Origin of the sequence: Oceanicoccus sagamiensis (genome assembly GCF_002117105.1) — a bacterium.
In the GTDB taxonomy this organism is placed as follows: domain Bacteria; phylum Pseudomonadota; class Gammaproteobacteria; order Pseudomonadales; family Dasaniaceae; genus Oceanicoccus; species Oceanicoccus sagamiensis.
In genome coordinates this window covers 2,485,233-2,504,046 of record NZ_CP019343.1, presented here as the reverse complement: position 1 = coordinate 2,504,046, position 18,814 = coordinate 2,485,233, and the positions used below count along the sequence as shown (strand labels likewise).

At 48.5% G+C, this 18,814-nt stretch carries 15 protein-coding genes and 2 tRNA genes; 10 read left to right on the top strand and 7 right to left on the bottom strand.

What is annotated here, in order from left to right; all coding sequences use genetic code 11:
- Positions 1 to 165: 165 nt before the first annotated feature.
- The gene (locus BST96_RS11405; RefSeq protein ID WP_085758829.1) at positions 166 to 3,471 is read left to right on the top strand and encodes an EAL domain-containing protein; all 3,306 of its coding nucleotides are present in this window, start codon (positions 166 to 168) and stop codon (positions 3,469 to 3,471) included.
- A gap of 15 nt (positions 3,472 to 3,486) precedes the next feature.
- Here the strand turns inward: BST96_RS11405 and BST96_RS11400 are convergent, their stop codons facing one another.
- The 5 genes from BST96_RS11400 to hemA all read right to left on the bottom strand — a co-directional run bounded on the left by BST96_RS11400 (position 3,487) and on the right by hemA (position 8,210).
- Positions 3,487 to 4,113, bottom strand: coding sequence for an HvfX family Cu-binding RiPP maturation protein (locus BST96_RS11400; protein WP_085758828.1), 627 nt, complete (start codon positions 4,111 to 4,113; stop codon positions 3,487 to 3,489).
- Between the two features lie 103 nt (positions 4,114 to 4,216).
- Entirely contained in the window at positions 4,217 to 4,969 is a 753-nt protein-coding gene (locus BST96_RS11395) for a HesA/MoeB/ThiF family protein (RefSeq protein ID WP_085758827.1), read from the bottom strand.
- Complete coding sequence (gene prmC / locus BST96_RS11390; RefSeq protein WP_085758826.1) at positions 4,962 to 5,819, bottom strand: peptide chain release factor N(5)-glutamine methyltransferase; 858 nt, start codon at positions 5,817 to 5,819, stop codon at positions 4,962 to 4,964. Before prmC ends, BST96_RS11395 begins: the two co-directional genes overlap by 8 nt.
- A gap of 4 nt (positions 5,820 to 5,823) precedes the next feature.
- Entirely contained in the window at positions 5,824 to 6,909 is a 1,086-nt protein-coding gene (gene prfA / locus BST96_RS11385) for a peptide chain release factor 1 (RefSeq protein ID WP_085758825.1), read from the bottom strand.
- Between the two features lie 11 nt (positions 6,910 to 6,920).
- Entirely contained in the window at positions 6,921 to 8,210 is a 1,290-nt protein-coding gene (gene hemA, locus BST96_RS11380) for a glutamyl-tRNA reductase (protein ID WP_085758824.1), read from the bottom strand.
- Positions 8,211 to 8,431: 221 nt separating this feature from the next.
- Between hemA and BST96_RS11375 the strand changes: the two genes are divergently transcribed.
- The 9 genes from BST96_RS11375 to BST96_RS11335 all read left to right on the top strand — a co-directional run bounded on the left by BST96_RS11375 (position 8,432) and on the right by BST96_RS11335 (position 15,844).
- On the top strand, positions 8,432 to 10,228 hold the full coding sequence (locus tag BST96_RS11375) for a tetratricopeptide repeat protein (protein WP_085758823.1): 1,797 nt from the start codon (positions 8,432 to 8,434) through the stop codon (positions 10,226 to 10,228).
- Between the two features lie 41 nt (positions 10,229 to 10,269).
- A complete protein-coding gene (lolB, locus tag BST96_RS11370) occupies positions 10,270 to 10,848 on the top strand; it encodes a lipoprotein insertase outer membrane protein LolB (RefSeq protein WP_169713975.1) in 579 nt (192 codons plus the stop codon).
- Positions 10,845 to 11,702: a 4-(cytidine 5'-diphospho)-2-C-methyl-D-erythritol kinase gene (gene ispE, locus BST96_RS11365; RefSeq protein WP_085758821.1), complete on the top strand. Its 858-nt coding sequence runs from the start codon at positions 10,845 to 10,847 to the stop codon at positions 11,700 to 11,702. Before lolB ends, ispE begins: the two co-directional genes overlap by 4 nt.
- Before the next feature lie 12 nt (positions 11,703 to 11,714).
- Positions 11,715 to 11,789: transfer RNA gene (locus BST96_RS11360), tRNA-Gln, on the top strand.
- Positions 11,790 to 12,074: 285 nt separating this feature from the next.
- Positions 12,075 to 13,007 carry a ribose-phosphate pyrophosphokinase gene (locus tag BST96_RS11355; protein ID WP_085760514.1) on the top strand — a complete coding sequence of 311 codons (933 nt, stop codon included), beginning with the start codon at positions 12,075 to 12,077 and terminating at the stop codon, positions 13,005 to 13,007.
- 125 nt (positions 13,008 to 13,132) lie between these two features.
- Positions 13,133 to 13,792, top strand: coding sequence for a 50S ribosomal protein L25/general stress protein Ctc (locus BST96_RS11350; protein WP_157117931.1), 660 nt, complete (start codon positions 13,133 to 13,135; stop codon positions 13,790 to 13,792).
- 108 nt (positions 13,793 to 13,900) lie between these two features.
- Positions 13,901 to 14,485: an aminoacyl-tRNA hydrolase gene (gene pth / locus BST96_RS11345; protein ID WP_085758819.1), complete on the top strand. Its 585-nt coding sequence runs from the start codon at positions 13,901 to 13,903 to the stop codon at positions 14,483 to 14,485.
- An 82-nt stretch (positions 14,486 to 14,567) separates the two neighbouring features.
- Positions 14,568 to 15,659, top strand: coding sequence for a redox-regulated ATPase YchF (ychF, locus tag BST96_RS11340; RefSeq protein WP_085758818.1), 1,092 nt, complete (start codon positions 14,568 to 14,570; stop codon positions 15,657 to 15,659).
- Positions 15,660 to 15,767: 108 nt separating this feature from the next.
- Positions 15,768 to 15,844: transfer RNA gene (locus BST96_RS11335), tRNA-Met, on the top strand.
- A gap of 244 nt (positions 15,845 to 16,088) precedes the next feature.
- Here BST96_RS11335 and BST96_RS11330 read toward each other — a convergent pair.
- Together BST96_RS11330 and BST96_RS11325 are read right to left on the bottom strand one after the other, a co-directional pair.
- On the bottom strand, positions 16,089 to 18,164 hold the full coding sequence (locus BST96_RS11330; RefSeq protein WP_085758817.1) for an EAL domain-containing protein: 2,076 nt from the start codon (positions 18,162 to 18,164) through the stop codon (positions 16,089 to 16,091).
- A gap of 30 nt (positions 18,165 to 18,194) precedes the next feature.
- A complete protein-coding gene (locus BST96_RS11325) occupies positions 18,195 to 18,812 on the bottom strand; it encodes a hypothetical protein (RefSeq protein ID WP_085758816.1) in 618 nt (205 codons plus the stop codon).
- Between the last annotated feature and the right edge of the window lie 2 nt (positions 18,813 to 18,814).

Genomic DNA, 18,814 nt, shown 5'->3' with positions numbered 1-18,814 from the left:
ATTACTAGCCATTGCAGACCCTCAAGCCCGCTATAACAGGATAAATCACAACTTTCTGCTATCTTTAATTCATTGATTTAAGCAATAAATACAATCACTTAATAGCAAAAACAGGGTTTGGTCCAGCGGCATTGGCGCAAGTCTGTTTTAGCGGATAGATAATTGATGAACTGGCTCAGCCACTCTATAGACTGCCTTCGCAAAGCCCCTATAGCCCTATATTGGCTAATGGCTGTCGGCCTGTTCTTTGGCAGTAGCTCCGCAGTTAGTGATCCCGGCCTCGAAGTCACTGATGATCCCAATACCTATATTTTGTTACTACCTCATACTCGGGTACTCACCGATATCGACAATCAGCTAACGTTGCAGGAGGTCGTTTCGCAGCTTTCCAGTGATCAGTTCAAGACGTTGGCGGTAAATGAAAACCGTTTTTATCGAGAATCTGGCAGCTACTGGTTTAGCTTTTCTCTGTCTAACACTAGCGATAAGTCGCTCAACCTTTGGTTGGAGTGTGACAATACCCGGCTGGACAATATTGAGCTTTATACACAAACAGCCGCGACCACCGACGCTCCCTATACTCTGCTAGACCGTGCGGGAGATAAAAACGTCAAACCGCAGTGGGACATCCAGGAAAGGATCAATCTGCTGCGACTCAGTGTGCCAGCCAATACGACACAAAAATTTTTATTCAAGGTAGAAAACACGTCGGGAGTTCGCTTTTCAGCCCGGCTTTATAGCGACCATAGCCAGACCATTTATTTTGGCAGTATGGATAAACAGCTAGGTATTATTTATGGCATTTTATTAGCCCTGTTTATTTACACTCTGAATGTCTATATCGCGTTAAAAGACCGAACCTTTTTATACTTTATGGTGGTATTGGTCGCAGTGACGCTGCAAACAGCCACCAGTCAGGGCACTATCAAAGTACTGTTTCCCGGCAGCAGCCAGCTAGTAGATTTCTTAACCATCTTTGGCTCGTCGATGAATATTATTGCCAGTGCTTTTTTTATTCGTAACTTTCTGATGCTCGCCAAACATAACCCTCTGCTGGATAAGATTCTATTGGCAACAGCGATTATGGCTCTCGCGGTATTCCCTATTTATCCCTGGTCATTGTCGGCCACCGAAATCACCACCATTCTCGCTGGCAGTATAGCTACACTGATCACAATACTGGCCTGCGCCATTCGTTTACATAATGGCTATACCCCTGCGGCATTCCCCTTAGCCGGCAGCTTATTTATTTTTATCCCCATGTTAGTGGTTGCCATTATTCCGGAAAGCTCAGTCCCCACCATGACCACCAGCAACCTGCTAAACCTGTGCGTCGTGTTTAAGATGATTGCCTGGGCCAGTGGAATGACCTCCAGCATCGATAATATCAACAAGCAATTGACCATGGAGGTTGATGATAGAAAAAGGCGAGAACGCCAACTCACCCAGGCCCAAAGCATTGCCCGCTACGGCGACTGGTCATGGGATACCGAAACCAATGAATTTAGTTTTTCAGAGAGTGCGGAAAAAATACTCCCCCCCATACCCAAGACCAGCGGCAATAATTTTGACCAACTGTTGCAGCTGGCAACCCCGGAAGAAAAAGAACAACTCAGACAATCCTTTGGCTCAGGTCAGGACCTGGAGGAAGGTTTTCAATCTGAATTTAAGTTACAGCACCCGGATGGCAGCACTCGCTACTACTTGACTGAGGCGGACTTCCACAGAGATAGAAGAGGTGTAAAAACCAGTCTAATGATTGGTACACTGCATGACATTACCGAGAAAAAACTCGCTGATCTGGCCTACCGTGAAAATGAGCAGCGCTGGCGCGACCTGGCCGACTCAACATTTGAGGCCATCCTGATTTTTCAGGACTGCCTAATTATCGACGCCAACCAGGCCTGCTCCCCCATACTCTGCGCCTCGCCATCGGAGCTTATTGGCAGTAGCGGCGAATCCTTTATGGATAAAAACGACCTGCCTGATCTGTTGCAACATATCTCAAATGCCAATAATGAAGCGGTAGAATTTTCACTGCCTGGTGATAAAGACACGACCATTACGGTAGAAATCCGCAGTAAAAACGGCACCTTCAACCAGCAATCTGTGCAGATTGTGGCTATCCGGGATATTTCAGAAAGGACCAAGTATGAGCAAAAACTCAGACAACTGGGCTACTACGATAGCCTGACCGGTCTGGCCAACCGCACGCTATTCCAGGAACGTTTGCAGCACGCGATTAATAAATCTAACCGCACCCATGAAAAACATGCACTGCTATTTATCGATCTGGACCAGTTTAAAAATATTAACGACTCGCTGGGCCACGATGTTGGCGACCAGTTATTAGTAGAAGTCGGCAAGCGACTTAAATCCCGCGCCAGAAAAATGGACACCGTTGCCAGGCTGGGCGGCGATGAATTCGCCCTTTTAGTTGAGGATATCTCAGCGCCATACTCCGCCGCTAAAGTAGCTGACGAACTGATAAAATTAATGTCTGAACATATTACTGTCGATGACTATAAGTTGCTGGTCACCCCCAGTATTGGTATTGCCCTCTTCCCCAGTGACGGCAATAGTTCAGGCGAACTGCTGCGAAAAGCCGATACCGCGATGTATCACGCCAAAAGCAAAGGGCGCAATAATTATCAGTTTTATACCGAACAGCTTAATGAAAAAATTGTTCGCCGTATGGATTTGGAGTCTGAACTAAGAGTTGCCCTTGATAAGCAGGAGCTATTCCTCAACTACCAACCCAAGGTGAATTTACAAACCGGTGAAATCGTTGGCGCCGAAGCACTGCTGCGCTGGGACTCGGGCAAATACGGCATGATTTCACCCGCAGAATTTGTTCCTATCGCGGAAGAAACTGGCATTATCTGGCAAATTACTGAATTTGTTTTGGAGCAGGCCTGTCAGCAAGCCGCAGAATGGATCGAAGCCCACCCCTCTTTTCAAAGTATGGCGGTCAATATTTCCGGTGTTCAGTTTAACCATAGCGATTTGGTAGAAACTATTGGCGCGGTGCTGACCAGCAGTAAAATACCACCAGAAAACCTGGAACTGGAAATTACCGAAGGGGCTATTATTGATAATGCCGAGGAAGCTATCAACGCAATGCAGCGTCTTAAGACCTTAGGGGTTAAATTATCACTGGATGATTTTGGTACCGGTTATTCATCGCTCAGCTATTTAAAACGTTTCCCTGTCGATAGCCTGAAGATTGACCGTTCATTTGTGGCAGAAATTGTATCGGATAAAACCGACCTGAAAATTGCCGGCAATATCGTCAAACTGGCCCACGACTTATCTTTAAATGTTGTCGCCGAAGGGGTGGAAACCGACGAACAGCTTAAGTTGATCAAGGCCCTTGGCTGCGATGAGCTACAGGGCTATATCTTTAGCCGCCCACTCAGCAAGAGTGACTTTAGTGCCATGTTCACTCAGAATAAAAGCCTGTACAGCTAGACCAGCAAGCGATGATTACCGCTCAGCCATAAAACGCCGATGCAGCCAGTAATCCATACTGGTATAGCGACCACCTCCAGTAAACAATAAAGCAAACAGCATAATAAAATAGGTGGCCGCAAACTCAATACCACTATTAAGAATGACAAAAGAGCCGCTACTCGTTAACCAATCGTAATTGCCATGCTCCTGCAAAATAGATTTGGCCGCACTTAATTTATCCACGGATTCCATGACGCGCTCATTAGCAAAGGGCGCACTGGCATCAGCAATCGCCTGCCAGCCAAATTCCCAATGGGCGGTTAATGCTGCCACTAACATAGTCACCATCAGGGGTATCGATATCCAGCGCACAGCAAATCCGCCCGCCAGAAAAATAGCGCCCAGAATTTCAGTCCAACCCGCCAGAAAAGCCATTAAGGTTGGTAGAGGCAAGCCCAAACCCCAGTCGGGGTTGCCAAACCAGGCCACGGTGTTTTCAAAGGGCATCAAGGTGGTTAAATCAATTTTATGGGTACCGGCCATCCAGAATACGGGAATCAAATACAGGCGCAGTAAGAGCGGGGCAAAACCTTCAAGGACAGTGAGGCGGTTGAATAGTTGCTGGTGAAGACTGTTGTAGCTTGCTATTAATGAACTCATAGAAACACTCCGATCCATTCCAAAAAGTGTGGCATCATATTATTAAACGGGCTTATTGCGATCTAGGACAGATGCATTGAGACAAAGTTGCAGCTACTGTCAATTATTCGCCCTCGCCGCAGATGGGGCAATCCGGATTTTTGGGGACATTGAGCTTACGAAAGTCCAGAGTTTTAGCATCATAGAGCACTAATTGCCCCGCGATGCTATCACCAAAACCGCTTAGGACTTTTATCGCCTCCAGTGCCTGCATAGAGCCAATAACGCCAACCAGAGGGGCCAATACACCGCTGTCAGAACAGCTAAGCTGCTCATCGCCACTGCTGTCGTCATAGAGACAACGGTAGCAAGGGCTATCCTGATGACGAGCATCAAAGACAATCAACTGGCCTTCACTGCGAATAGCAGCACCGGATACCAAGGGGGTTTTAAAGGCGACACAGGCGCGGTTAATGTCAAAGCGGGTGACAAAGTTATCGCTGGCATCAATCACCAGATCAACACGGGCAATAGCCTCTTCCAGTATTTGGCCAGTCATTTTTTCACTGACGCAGTGGCTGCTTACATCCGGGTTAAGCGCTGCAATAGCCTCGCTGGCTGAAACCACTTTAGGGCGGCCAATATCGCTAATCCCATGGGCAATTTGACGCTGCAAATTACTGAGATCAACATGGTCATGGTCGGCCAACCACAGTTCTCCCACCCCCGCTGCGGCAAGATATAAAGCTACCGGCGAACCCAACCCACCCAGTCCGACAATCAATACTTTGGCCGCCAGCAAGCGCTGCTGCCCCTCGTAATCGAAGCCGTCCAGCATCATTTGTCGGCTATAACGCAATAACTGTTGATCATCCATTGGTTTTGCTCCGCCAGGGGCCTAACGCCCCGGTCACACGATCCACCCCCGCTAAATCCTGTTCGGTGAATATCTGCGTAAAGCCCGCCTCAGTCAATAACGATTGTACGGCCGCCGCCTGGTCATAGCCATGCTCAAATAGCAGCCATGCCCCCTCAGTCAGATAGGCTGGTGCCCGACTGATAATATGCTCTATATCCGCCAGGCCCTTGTTAGCGGCCACCAATGCTGAGCGTGGTTCAAAGCGCACATCGCCTTGTTCAAGGTGGATATCATCGGGGTCAATATAAGGTGGGTTGCTAACGATTAAATCAAAGCGTTGCTGACCAAGGGCAGAAAACCAGTCAGACTGGCAAAGTTCAACATTATCCAAAGCATATTTTTTCCGATTGCTTTCAGCCAGGGCAACAGCAGCAGCCTCAATATCACAGGCGGTAATGGCACAATCACTTCGCTCCGCCGCGAGCGATAGTGCTATGGCACCGGTGCCGGTGCCGAGATCAAGAATCGTCGCTGATGGTTTTTCCTGCACTTTGCCCAGGGCAACCTCAACCAGTAATTCAGTTTCAGGGCGAGGAATCAAGGTAGACGCATTAACCGCCAAGTCCAGCGACCAAAAGCCGCGCTCACCCATCAGGTAGGCAACAGGCTCACCGTCTATACGACGTTGCAGTAAAGTTTGAAATTGTTGCAGGGCTAAATCTGGCACGGTAGCGTCTGGCCAGGCCCGCAGATAGCTGCGTTCTTTTTCCAGGCAGTGGCAAAGTAGCAGTTCAATATCTAACGCCGGGCTATCACTGCCAACTAACAATGGCTGACTTTGCGCTAGCAGCTGGGCCACGGTGGTCATACTGTTATTCGTCTGCCATGGCCGCTAATTGGTCAGCCTGATATTCATTGCGCAAGGGGTCAACCACTTCACCCAGCGAGCCCTCCATCACTTCAGCCAGTTTATATAGGGTTAAATTAATACGGTGGTCAGTCACTCGGCCTTGCGGGTAATTATAGGTACGGATACGTTCAGAGCGGTCGCCACTGCCCACCAGATTGCGGCGCTCATCGGCCTGCTCTTGTTGTTGCTTATCCTGAATACCGGTCAAAATTCTTGATTGCAGCAGCGACATAGCCCGTGCTTTATTCTTATGCTGAGAACGCTCATCCTGACACTCCACCACAATACCGGTAGGTATATGGGTTAAACGAATCGCTGAGTCAGTTTTGTTAACATGCTGTCCACCAGCACCAGAGGCGCGAAACGTATCGACGCGCAAATCATTTTTATTAATTTCAATTTCATTGACGCTATCAATTTCGGGCATAATCGCCACCGTACAGGCCGAGGTATGAACCCGGCCTTGCGATTCGGTTTCTGGCACACGCTGGACACGATGGGCGCCGGACTCAAACTTTAGGTGGGCATAAACATCCTGCCCTGTCACTCTGGCAATAATTTCTTTATAACCACCGTGATCACCTTCGCGCTCAGAAATCGGCTCCACCTTCCAGCCCTGATTTTCAGCATAGCGGGTATACATACGGTATAAATCGCCGGAGAAAATCGCCGCCTCGTCTCCGCCAGTACCTGCCCGCACTTCTAAAAACACGTTATTGGAATCATTGGGGTCACGGGGTAATAATAATTTCTGTAACTCTTCTTCCATGTCATCGCGGCGGCTCTGAGCATCGGATAATTCCTCCTGTGCCATTTCCCGCATATCGGCATCGCCATCTTTTAGTAGCGATTCTGCCTCTTCAATATCATCCATGGTTTGCCGATAATCGTTGTAGCACTTTACGACCGGTTCAACCTCGGAATACTCTTTAGATAAAGCCCTGAATTTATTCTGGTCACTAATAATTTCACTATCACTTAGCAAAGCGCCCAGTTCTTCATGGCGATCTATCAAGTTATCTAATTTATTCACTATCGATGCTTTCATAATCTCTCTTTTTAATCTTTTTCTTCAGGCTCTTGATCAACTTGCAGCCCGAATAATTGATGCGCCCAACTGACTCTATCTTCATGGCCCTCGGCACTGGCCTTTTTCATTTCTATACTGGGCTTATGCATAAACTTATTGGTTAGGCTACGAGCCAGCTGAGTAACAACCCGCTCTGCACTTTCGCCTTTGGCCAACTGCTTTAACGCTTTTTCTAACTCAATATCACGGGTTTGTTCTGACTGTTGACGGTAAGCCTTAAGGGTTGAGACCACATCAAGAGAACGCAACTGCTGCAAATAGTTTTCTACTCCCTTATCGATCAGCTTATCCGCTTTACGGGCTTCTGATTCGCGATTGCGTTTATTCTCATCAACAATTTCAGTCAGGTCATCAACGGTATATAAATAAATATCACTTAACTCACCCACCTGCTCTTCAATATCTCTGGGCACAGCGATATCGACCATTAAGATTGGGCGATGCTTGCGTAACTTAAGCGCATGCTCCACAGCCCCTTTACCTAAAATCGGCAATTGACTGGCGGTGGATGAAATCACAATATCCGCCTGTACCAGTTGCTCGGGGATTTCAGACAGCAATACCGCTTCTGCGCCAAAGCGATGCGCCAACTCTCTGGCCCGCCCCAACGTCCGGTTGGCCACGACAATACTTTTAACACCCTTTTCAGAAAGGTGCCTGGCAACCAGTTCAATGGTTTCACCGGCACCGATTAATAAAGCCCGCGTTTCGCTTAAATCAGAAAAAATATGGTGCGATACATTGACCGCCGCATAGGCAACCGACACCGGGTTTTTACCGATGGCAGTATCGGTACGCACTTTTTTTGCCACAGAAAATACATGGGGGAAAATACGGGACAGCTCACTGCCTACCGAGCTGGCCTCCTGCGCTACCGCAAAGGCTGATTTCATTTGCCCAAAGATTTGCGGCTCGCCCAACACCATCGAGTCCAACCCGCTGGTTACCTGAATAATATGCCGCAGAGCCTGCTGATCACTATAACTGTAATAACAACTTTCCAGATCAGCCAGCGGGATATGGTGGTAAGCCCCCAGCCATGCCAACGCGCGTTGCTCACCACCGTCCAAATGCTCATCTGCCACTATGGCAAACAGCTCGGTGCGATTACAGGTTGAGAGAATCACCGCTTCAGCCAATAAGGCATCGCTTAAGGCATCTTGCAACGCCTCAGCCATTTGCTCAGGGGCAAACGCAACGCGTTCGCGCAGCGCAACATTGGCTGACTTATGATTAATGCCCAGTGCGATCAAGCCCATACAGCGGTGTAGAATCCTCAGAAATTGGCGACAAACCAACAAAACAGTGACGGTAAAGTGGGGATTGCGCCCCCCTTAATCCAAAAAAGCGCACAATTCTAACAAGTTAGCGCCCAAATGTGGATTGCCAGTACTACTTATATAGACGTTAATAGGATAGTTATAGTGATTAGAGGCCGCTTTATGTCATCATAGCGGCCTAATAAAAGGACTCAAGCTGTATGACCCCAAATTCTGCCGACTGCCTTAAAGCCAGTTATCACTTATTTGCCTCAGGCCGTTATCTGCTGGTTATGGGCTTGTTACTGTCTCTGCTAAGCGCTTGCAGCAGCACCCCGGAGCAAGAGCCTGTCGTTGCCGAACCTGAAGCAAGTATCGCCAGCCCGGAAATTGAGGAGGAAGAGGCTGAAGCTCCCACCCGCCCCTTCCCCGCCGATAGCTTTCACGATTTATTAGTCGCCGAATTCGCGGTCCGGCGCAACCGCTACGATCTGGCTTTGGGCAACTACCTGCAACAGGCTCACCAGACCCGCGACCCCGGCGTAACCGCCCGCGCCACCCGCTTAGCCCAGTTTTTAGGCGCCGATAAAGCCACCCTGGATGCGGCGCAGCTATGGGTAGAGCTCGAACCGGACAATGCTGAAGCGCAATATACCACCGCGACGATGCTGGCAAAAAACCAGCGACCACTGGAAGCGCTTGACCATATGACCACCGTCTTGGAACAAGGTGGCAGCACGAATTTTGCCGCCATTGCCGCCAGCACCCTGTCCATGCCCGAGGCCACTCGCAATGCCGCCGAAGCACGTATCGATAGCCTGCTAGTGACCTATCCCGACAATACTCAACTACTCACGTCAAAAGCACTCTTGGTGCAACAGCGGGGAGAGCCGGAAGCGGCTCTGGACATTATTCGTGAAGTGCTGGAGATCGACGACCAGGATTTGCACGCCGTGGTGGTTGAAGCCCGTTTATTACAGCAACTTAATCGCGTTGATGAAGCCTATGTTCGGCTGGAAAAAGTGGTCGCCAGCAACCCCAATAATCGCCGCCTGCGGCTGCAATATGCCCGTATGCTGATGGCCAAAGATATTGCCAAAGCCAAACAGCAATTTGAAATTTTATTATCTTACTCCCCTAGAGACCCGGACCTGCTCCTGTCCCTCGGCCTTATCAGCAAAGAAACGCAACAGTCTGACGATGCCAAAATCTATTTTCAGAGACTACTTAATACCGGTAACCGAACCACCGAAGCCAACTTTTACCTGGGCCAGCTTGCCGAGCAGGACCAGGATTGGGAAGCCGCCATTGACTACTACCAGCAAATTCCACCGGGCACCGACTTCCTCGCGGCCACCAACCGCATTGTCAGTATCTACGCCACCCAGGGGCGTATCGATACCGCCGCTGAATATCTGCAAGGTCTGCGTCAGCAATACCCGGAGCATTCTGTCCGCCTATACCTGCTAGAGTCAGAGCTACTCTTAAAAAACGGCCGCACTGAGCAGGCCCATGCGTTATTAACCGAAGCCCTACTGATCAGCCCCGACCAACCCAGCCTGTTATATGCCCGTTCGATGCTTAGTGAGCGACTGGATAAACTGGATTTAATGGAGCAGGACCTACTTAAAATTATTGCCCAGGACACGAATAACGCAACGGCCCTGAATGCTCTGGGCTATGTGTTGGCGAATCGCAGCGAACGTCTGGATGAAGCCTATGACTATATTACCCGTGCACTGGCAGCCAAACCCGGCGACCCGGCTATTCAGGACAGCCTTGGCTGGGTGGAATACCGCCGTGGCAATCTCGATAAAGCATTAACGCTGTTACAAGCGGCTTATCAAAGCTTCCCCGATCATGAAGTGGCAGCCCACCTTGGCGAAGTGTTATGGCAATCCGGCGACCAGAAAGGTGCCATAAAAATCTGGGAAGGCGGCCTGAAAAGAAGACCCGACAGCCCTATTATTCAAGAGACAATGGAGCGGCTGGTACCGGCTGAGACCCCGGCAAAATAATGACCCTCTACTATCCAAGGCTACTGTTCAGCTGCATGCTTTTGCTGTTATCAGCCTGCAGCAACTGGCAGCAAACCCCGGCCCAACCCGCCAATAGCATGACCGGACTAGCCAACAACGGTGATATTAAGCACTGGGCGGTGCGCGGCAAAGTGGGCTTGCGCACGACTAACGAAGCCCATAGCGCCTATCTTAACTGGAGCCAATGTGGTGATGCCTTCGATATTCGTATCAGTGGGCCACTGGGACAGGGAGCTGCTCATCTGGTGGGTAATACCGAGCAGGTTTATTTAACGACCAGCGACAATCAACACTTCAGCGCCAGCAGCGCCAACGCCTTATTAGCACAGCAACTCGGCTGGACTTTACCGGTAGAGCAATTGCGCTATTGGATAAAAGCCCTGCCGGACCCCAGCCAGGATTATCAGGCCAACCCACCGCAACAGACACTGGGCTTTCAACAGCAATCCTGGCAGCTTAGCTACCCTCGGTTAACCCAACAGGGTGACTATCAGCTACCCAGCAAAATTATTGCAGAACAGACGCCGCTAAAAGTCACCCTGGTCATCAAACAGTGGCAACTTAAGCCTGCCTGCAACCACGAAGCCAGCCCGCCATGAACACACTGAGCTTGCTATCCCCGGCCAAACTTAACCTGATGCTGCATATTACCGGGCAGCGGGATGATGGTTACCATCAATTACAAACGCTATTTCAACTGCTGGATTACGGGGATACCCTGCACTTCCAGACCCGTGAGGACAGAGAACTCCAGCTTAGTCCGGCCATTGCAGGCGTTGCCCAGGACGACAATCTGATTATCCGAGCAGCCCGCCTCCTCCAGCAGCAGGCCACTACCCCTCAGGGAGCAACCATTAAGCTTGAGAAAGTCCTGCCGATGGGCGGGGGTATTGGGGGCGGCAGCTCTAATGCGGCCACGACCTTATTAGCGCTAAACCAGCTTTGGAAGCTGCATTTATCCATCGATCAATTGGCTAAATTGGGCCTGCAACTGGGGGCTGATGTACCGGTATTTGTGCGGGGCCATTCCGCCTGGGCTGAGGGCGTAGGGGAACAACTGCAAGCTATTGATATTCCTGAATCTTGGTACTTTGTGGCAAAGCCTGACTGCGAGGTCTCAACCGCTGAAATTTTTTCCCATAAACGGTTGACTCGGAACACCTCTCCCATCACAATAGCCGCCGTTTTGAAGCAGGGTGGTCACAATGACTGCGAAGCGGTGGTTAGAGCGTGTTATCCAGCAGTGGATGCCGCACTCCGATGGCTGGATTCATTAAGCCAAACCAACGACAACAACCCAGCTCGACTAACAGGTACTGGTGCCTGTGTTTTTGCCCAATGTCCTGACCGCGAGTCAGCCGAGCAAATTCTTCATCAGTTACCCAACGGATTACAGGGCTTTATTGCCAAAGGGGTGAACATTTCCCCTACGCATCAAGCACTTAGCCTGTAACCAACGCTTTATTGGGGCGTCGCCAAGCGGCAAGGCACCAGGTTTTGATCCTGGCATTCAGAGGTTCGAATCCTCTCGCCCCAGCCATTTAAAGAACTCTCGCATGGGAAGTATTGTGCAAACTCTTTATAGAGTGCCAAGTCCCAACGAGAGGATTTGAACCGTTAGAGGTTCGACAAAATGCGCTAGCATTTTGGACGGAGCCGGAGGCGACGGGGCGAAGCCCCAAGGGCCGAAAGGCCCGCAGTCAATCCTCCTTCCGAATGCAAAAATTTAGCAATACACAGTAAAAAAGTGTGATTAACGCCATCCAAAGCTTAATCACCCTCAACAACAAACAATCAAGACAGGAAACCAACCGTGTCCAAATTGATGGTTTTTACCGGCAACGCCAACCCTGAACTAGCCCAACAGGTTGCCGCCCAACTCCACCTACCACTAGGTGAAGCCGACGTAGGCCAGTTCAGCGATGGCGAAGTTGCAGTTGAAATCAAAGAAAACGTGCGCGGCGCAGATGTATTTATCATCCAGTCCACCTGCCAGCCCACCAATGACAACTTAATGGAGTTGATCGTAATGATCGATGCCATGCGCCGCTCCTCAGCAGGCCGCATAACCGCCGTAGTCCCCTACTTCGGTTACGCCCGCCAGGATCGCCGCGTACGCTCGTCACGAGTACCCATCAGCGCCAAAGTGGTTGCCGATATGATGACCGGTGTTGGTGTAGACAGAGTACTAACCGTCGACCTGCACGCTGAACAGATTCAGGGGTTTTTCGACGTACCCGTAGATAACGTTTATGGCTCACCGGTTCTGTTAGACGATATCAACACTCAGGAATACCCCAATATGGTAGTGGTATCTCCCGATATCGGCGGTGTTGTTCGCGCTCGCGCTGTAGCTAAACAGTTAGATGATTGCGATTTAGCCATTATCGACAAACGTCGCCCACAGGCGAACGAAGCGCAGGTCATGCATATTATTGGTGAAGTTGAAGGCCGCACCTGTGTACTCGTCGACGATATGGTCGATACAGCGGGCACCTTATGTAAAGCCGCCGCCGCACTAAAAGAAAACGGTGCCACCAAAGTGGTTGCCTACTGTACCCACCCGGTATTGTCTGGCAAGGCATTAGATAATTTAAATAACTCACAATTAGATGAGTTAGTTGTAACTGACACCATTCCGTTAACGGAAGCTGCCAAAGCCTGCGGTAAAATTCGCACGCTGACCATGGCAAACCTGTTAGCCGAGTCGGTACGTCGAGTCAGCAACGAAGAATCCATTAGCGCGCTATTTCGTTAAGACATAGCCGCTAATACAATCGGAGCGATTAGATAGCGTTTTATAAAGCTGATAATCAATCCATAACCACACCCATTACTGGTCGCAGGTAATGGGTGTTTTTCGCTAACTAAAGGAGACTTATTATGTCTGGCGAATTTAAATTAAATGCAGAGACCAGAGCTGACTTGGGGAAAGGTGCGAGCCGCCGCCTACGTCGTCTGGAAAACCGTGTGCTTGGTATCGTCTATGGCGGTAAAAACAAGCCTTCACCTGTCACCGTTGCTATGAACGAAATCGTTAAGCTTGCTGAAAGCGAAGCGTTTTTTACCAGCCTGGTTGACCTGTCTATTGATGGCAAAGCAGAGCAAGTTGTTGTTAAAGATATGCAACGCCACCCTGCGAAAGAAACCATTATGCACGTTGATTTCTTGCGTGTTGATGCCAAAACCAAGCTGACCATTCAGGTTCCTCTTCACTTTATTAACGAAGAAGCTTGCTTCGGCGTTAAAATGGAAGGCGGTACTATTTCTCACGCCCTTAACGATATTGAAGTTAGCTGTCTACCTAAAGACCTGCCTGAATATATCGAAGTGGATATGGCTGAGCTTAAGCTGGGTGAGAACATTCACCTTTCAGACCTTACTCTACCTAAAGGTGTTGAGAGTGTGGCTCTATCTCACGGTGCTGATCACGACTTGCTGGTTTCAGCGGTTAACGCCACTAAAGGCGGCAGTGATGAGGAAGAAGCTGCACCAGAAGAAGCAGCTGAAGGTGAAGGCGAAGCAGAAGGCGGCGAAGAGTAATCTTCTTCCACCAAGGGTATTGCTTGCGATACCCCGCTTCACTATAAAATGGGGACTTTGTCCCCATTTTGTGTTTTAAGCAGATGGAATGATTGAAGGACCCTGACAGTGAGCACGATTAAACTTATCGTTGGCTTAGGCAATCCAGGCCGAGAATACGAACAGACCCGCCACAATGCCGGTGCGCTTTTTGTAGAAGAGCTTGCCCGCCAGCAGAGTGCGCAACTGAAAGAAGAGAGTAAATTTTTTGGCCTCACCAGCCGTATCAATCTGGAAGGCCACGATATACGTTTGGTTATTCCAACCACCTTTATGAATCGCAGCGGTCAGGCAGTAGCATCCATGTGTAACTTTTATAAAGTAGCCATAGATGAAGTGTTAGTCGCACACGATGAACTGGATATCGATATCGGCACAGCCCGCTTTAAACAGGGCGGCGGCCACGGCGGCCATAATGGCCTGCGCGATATTATTGCCAAATGCGGCAATAACAAAAATTTTCACCGCTTGCGCATTGGTATAGGCCACCCCGGCTCTGCCAACCTGGTTAGCGGCTATGTTTTAAATAAAGCCCCACAGGCTGATCATCAAAAAATGCTGGATGCAATTGATGAAGCCATACGCGCCCTACCCGATGCCATTAATGGCGACTGGGCCAAGGCGATGAACTACTTACACACATTCAAAGGCTAACCTCGTAGGGTGGATTACAATCCACCAAAGCCTAAACCTGAAAAACCGGTGGATTGTAATCCACCCTACAAGAGAAATTGTTATGGGATTTAATTGCGGAATCGTCGGCCTACCCAATGTCGGTAAATCCACGCTATTTAATGCACTGACTAAAGCCGGTATCGATGCGGAAAATTTTCCGTTTTGTACCATCGAGCCTAACTCAGGTATCGTGCCCATTCCCGACCCTCGTCAGGACAAGCTGGCCGAAATAGTAAAACCTGAAAAAGTCGTAGCAACCACCATGGAATTTGTAGACATTGCAGGCTTGGTTGAAGGCGCGTCTAAAGGCGAAGGCCTTGGCAACCAGTTTCTTGCTAATATTCGCGAAACCGACGCCATTGCCCATGTGGTTCGCTGTTTTGAAAATGACAATGTTATCCATGTTGCCAATACCATTAATCCCGCCAACGATATTGAGATTATCAATATGGAACTGGCACTGGCAGATTTGGAAAGCGTTGAAAAGCAGCTACAGAAAGTCACTCGCACCGCCAAAGGTGGCGATAAAGAATCTATTGCACAAAAAGCCTTAATCGAGAAAATGATTCCTCACCTTTCTGAAGGCCTGCCGGTTCGTTCACTGGAATTAAGTGAAGCCGAAAAAGACGTTTTACCCGGATTGCACCTGCTGACCACCAAACCCACCATGTATATCGCCAATGTCGATGAAGACGGCTTTGAAGATAACCCGCTACTGGATATCGTGCGTGGTATCGCCGAGTCCGAAGGCGCGATTCTCGTCCCTATCTGTAATAAGCTGGAAGCTGAAATTGCCGAATTGGATGAAGAAGAAAAAGCAGAGTTTTTGGAAGACCTGGGCATGGAAGAAGCTGGCTTAAACCGGGTAATCCGCGCCGGTTATGAACTTTTAGGCCTGCATACCTACTTTACCGCCGGTGTGCAGGAAGTACGCGCCTGGACCATCCCACTGGGTGCCACCGCCCCAGAGGCCGCAGGCGTTATCCACACCGACTTCCAGCGCGGCTTTATCAAGGCTGAAATTATGTCTTATGAGCACTTTGTAGAGTTTAACGGCGAACAAGGGGCTAAAGAGGCCGGTAAATTACGTCTGGAAGGCAAAGATTATGTCGTTCAGGACGGCGATGTAATCCACTTTAAATTTAACGTTTAAATCCGGCAAAGAGGCCTATTCTCTCTTGACAGCAAGGGCCCAAATCGCCAGAATACGCGCCTCTCGAAAGTCGGCAAGCCCACAAGGCAGCGTCGATAGACAAGTTTTGGCGAGATAGCTCAGCTGGTTAGAGCACATCACTCATAATGATGGGGTCGGCAGTTCAAATCTGCCTCTCGCTACCAATATAACATTGTAATTCAATGACTTAGAAGCCTGCCACGAAGCGGGCTTTTTTGTGGGCGGCATTTTAAGTCCGTATTAAACCCTTCCAAAGAAAGGTATGAGGCTTGAACGTTTTTCACTCGCTTCAGGGTACCTCGCTATCCAAATTGTTGGCAATCTCGCTGAGCGCCCGGTTCGTCCGGCAGCGGCCTTAAAACACAGACTGCGACCACATGCCTGCAGCGACTGCTTTCGGGCATTAAGCTAATTAAGAAGAGGTTTATAGCAAACAGCAGGTCTCAGCCTATTCGAATTAAAAATACGCTTATGCTTGAGGCTGGACAAAGGCTCGGGCTTAGAAAAATAGTAGCCCTGCGCATAATCCACACCCAATTCCTTTAGCTGTGCAACAATCGCTTCGTTTTCTACAAATTCAGCCACAATCTTTTGATTGGCCGCCTTGGAAATTTCGCAGATAGATTTCACAGCGGCATAGTCCAGTGGATTTTGCAGCATGCCCACCACAAATGAGCCATCAATTTTCAAGGCATCTGAAGGGAGGTCTTTTATATAAGAGTAAGATGAGTGACCACTGCCAAAATCATCCAGGGCGAAGGTGCAGCCTATCGCTTTGACATTATTCATAAAGCCCTGAACGCGAGTAATATTATCGATCGCCGCGGTCTCAGTAATTTCGAAACAGATCTTTCTAGCGGGAACATGACTGTGAACCACAGTATCAATCACAAAATTTTCGAACCGTTTGTTACTCAGTGACTTTACCGACAAATTAATAGAAACAAAGGCAAGATCTTTTAATACGGAGGGGTGAGCATCAAACCAATTAAAAGCTGTTGCAACCACACAACGGTCAATTTCAACGATCTTGTTATAGCGGTCAGCTACCGGGAGAAATTGGTCTGGCCCTATAAGCCCCCCTTCCTTGTTTTTCATCCGCAGTAATATTTCAATGCCTGAGTCTTGGGGCGTATCTGATAGAGAAACGATATCTTGCTTGTAAAGTACAAAGTCCCCATTACTCAATGCCGCGTCAATTTGGTGAATAGATACCATCTTCTCTTCGCGAAGCGATAGATTATCATGGGCTTTATCGAAGGCATGAACAGCATTTCGGCCAGACTCCTTGGCTAGATTACAGGCAATATCGGCAGTCCCCAATATTTCTGTGGTGGTTTTGCCGCGATTAAAAGACGCAGAAATACCAATACTCGCACTGAGGTAATATTCTTCACCTGCACTACAATAACGAATGTCTCGAATAGCATTGCAAATTTTGTTATTGATTTTTTTTGCCGCAGGCAGGTTGCAATCGTTCAACACAATAACAAACTCGTCCCCACCCAACCGCGCCACCATATCACAGGACCTCACTGAATGAGAGAGCAAGCGAGCCACCTTAACCAATATTTCATCACCTACATCATGGCCACAACTGTCATTGATAGTTTTGAAATAATCCAGATCTATAAAGCAGATATAGTTCATGCCGTCTTCAATCGGATTCATATTCGCCATATGCCGTTCAAAGGAGCGCCGATTGTTTAAGCCGGTTAAAGGATCATGGTCTGCCTGATGAAACAAGGTCTCTGTCAGCTTTTTAAAATCGTTACTAAGATGAAGTATCTCTTTTGGCGCATCCTTAGTAATAGTAAATTCACCACCAGAAACTGCTTCTGAAGAGGACTTTTGAAGAAAATACAGAGGCTTGCATATTTTTTTATTTGCCCAGAACCATAGAATGATAACTATCAATAAAAATACAAGTCTGGAAAACCAGCTTACCCACATCAAGCTTCGTTCAGCACTATCACGCCGCCCGGTCTTAGCGACTAACCGCTTATCAACAAGCGATGAAAGATAGGCGATATGTTTACTTAACTTATAGGCATGATCATCATAAATGACCAACCAGCTTGACTCCACAACAGCTTCCAGTGACTCGCTATCGAACTGTGCAGCATCAACCAGTTTATTAATTTCAACAATATGATTAACTGAGGCGACAATTTTTTCTATAGGAAGTGATTCTCCATATTCATTGCGAACACGCCTTAGGTCCTCTATCAAATAGTTTCCAATTTTTATGGCCCCATGGGCCAGATAGCTACTACCTGACCCCATAATTAAATCAGTTGACACAAGATATTGCGCAGCGTTTCCTTTAATCCTTTCCAGATCTTTAGCCAGAAGGCGATTCTCATGTAGCTTGTGATCTAGCCACTGTAATTGCCTAAACTGTAGCGACAGTACCTGGTCCAGCGCATAACCACTGAGCAAGCAGCAGAAAACAAGGATTGCCAAATAAACTTTTATTCGCATAGAGCCTAACCTATAGAGTGATTAACCTTTTCAGTCATACTGATTAACCTGAAAGGACCGTAGTTCTTTAGACCAACTAATATCTGTTATAGCAATGGTTTTCAGTGCCGAGCGTATAGTTAATAAAGCTATCGGGTGAATTTCATCGGGCAGTGCAGCCCCCTCATTAACTAACCGGGAACCATCATCACTCAGTAGTTGCTGTAACTCCTTGAAGTTTTTTTCCGCCAGCAATATATGCAAATGCCTAATGGCCGCTAATTCACAGCCTTCCCCCCGGCAGCGCTGGAAAAAAAATCCACCAATAGTCAAGTCAACATTGATAGACCATGCCACTTCCATCAAACCCCATTCCGCCAATTCTGATCTTGCCTGTACAAAACCCAGTGGCGCTTGATCACGATAGATAACATACAGCGTATGCCTACCAATCTCACTGCGGTGCAAGGTAAACGGCAGGAGCTTCTTAACCGCTACTCTGTCCTCACTAGTTATTGAGGCAACAATGGATCGATGATTAACGCCAGCACCATAGAGTGCAGTGATAGCTGCTACCGGGTCCCGTAATGAGCAGTAGGCGGCCTGCCCCACTGTGCAATACAGCGCTAAAATGACCGATAAAAAATGTCGAATTGTGTTTAAAGTCATAT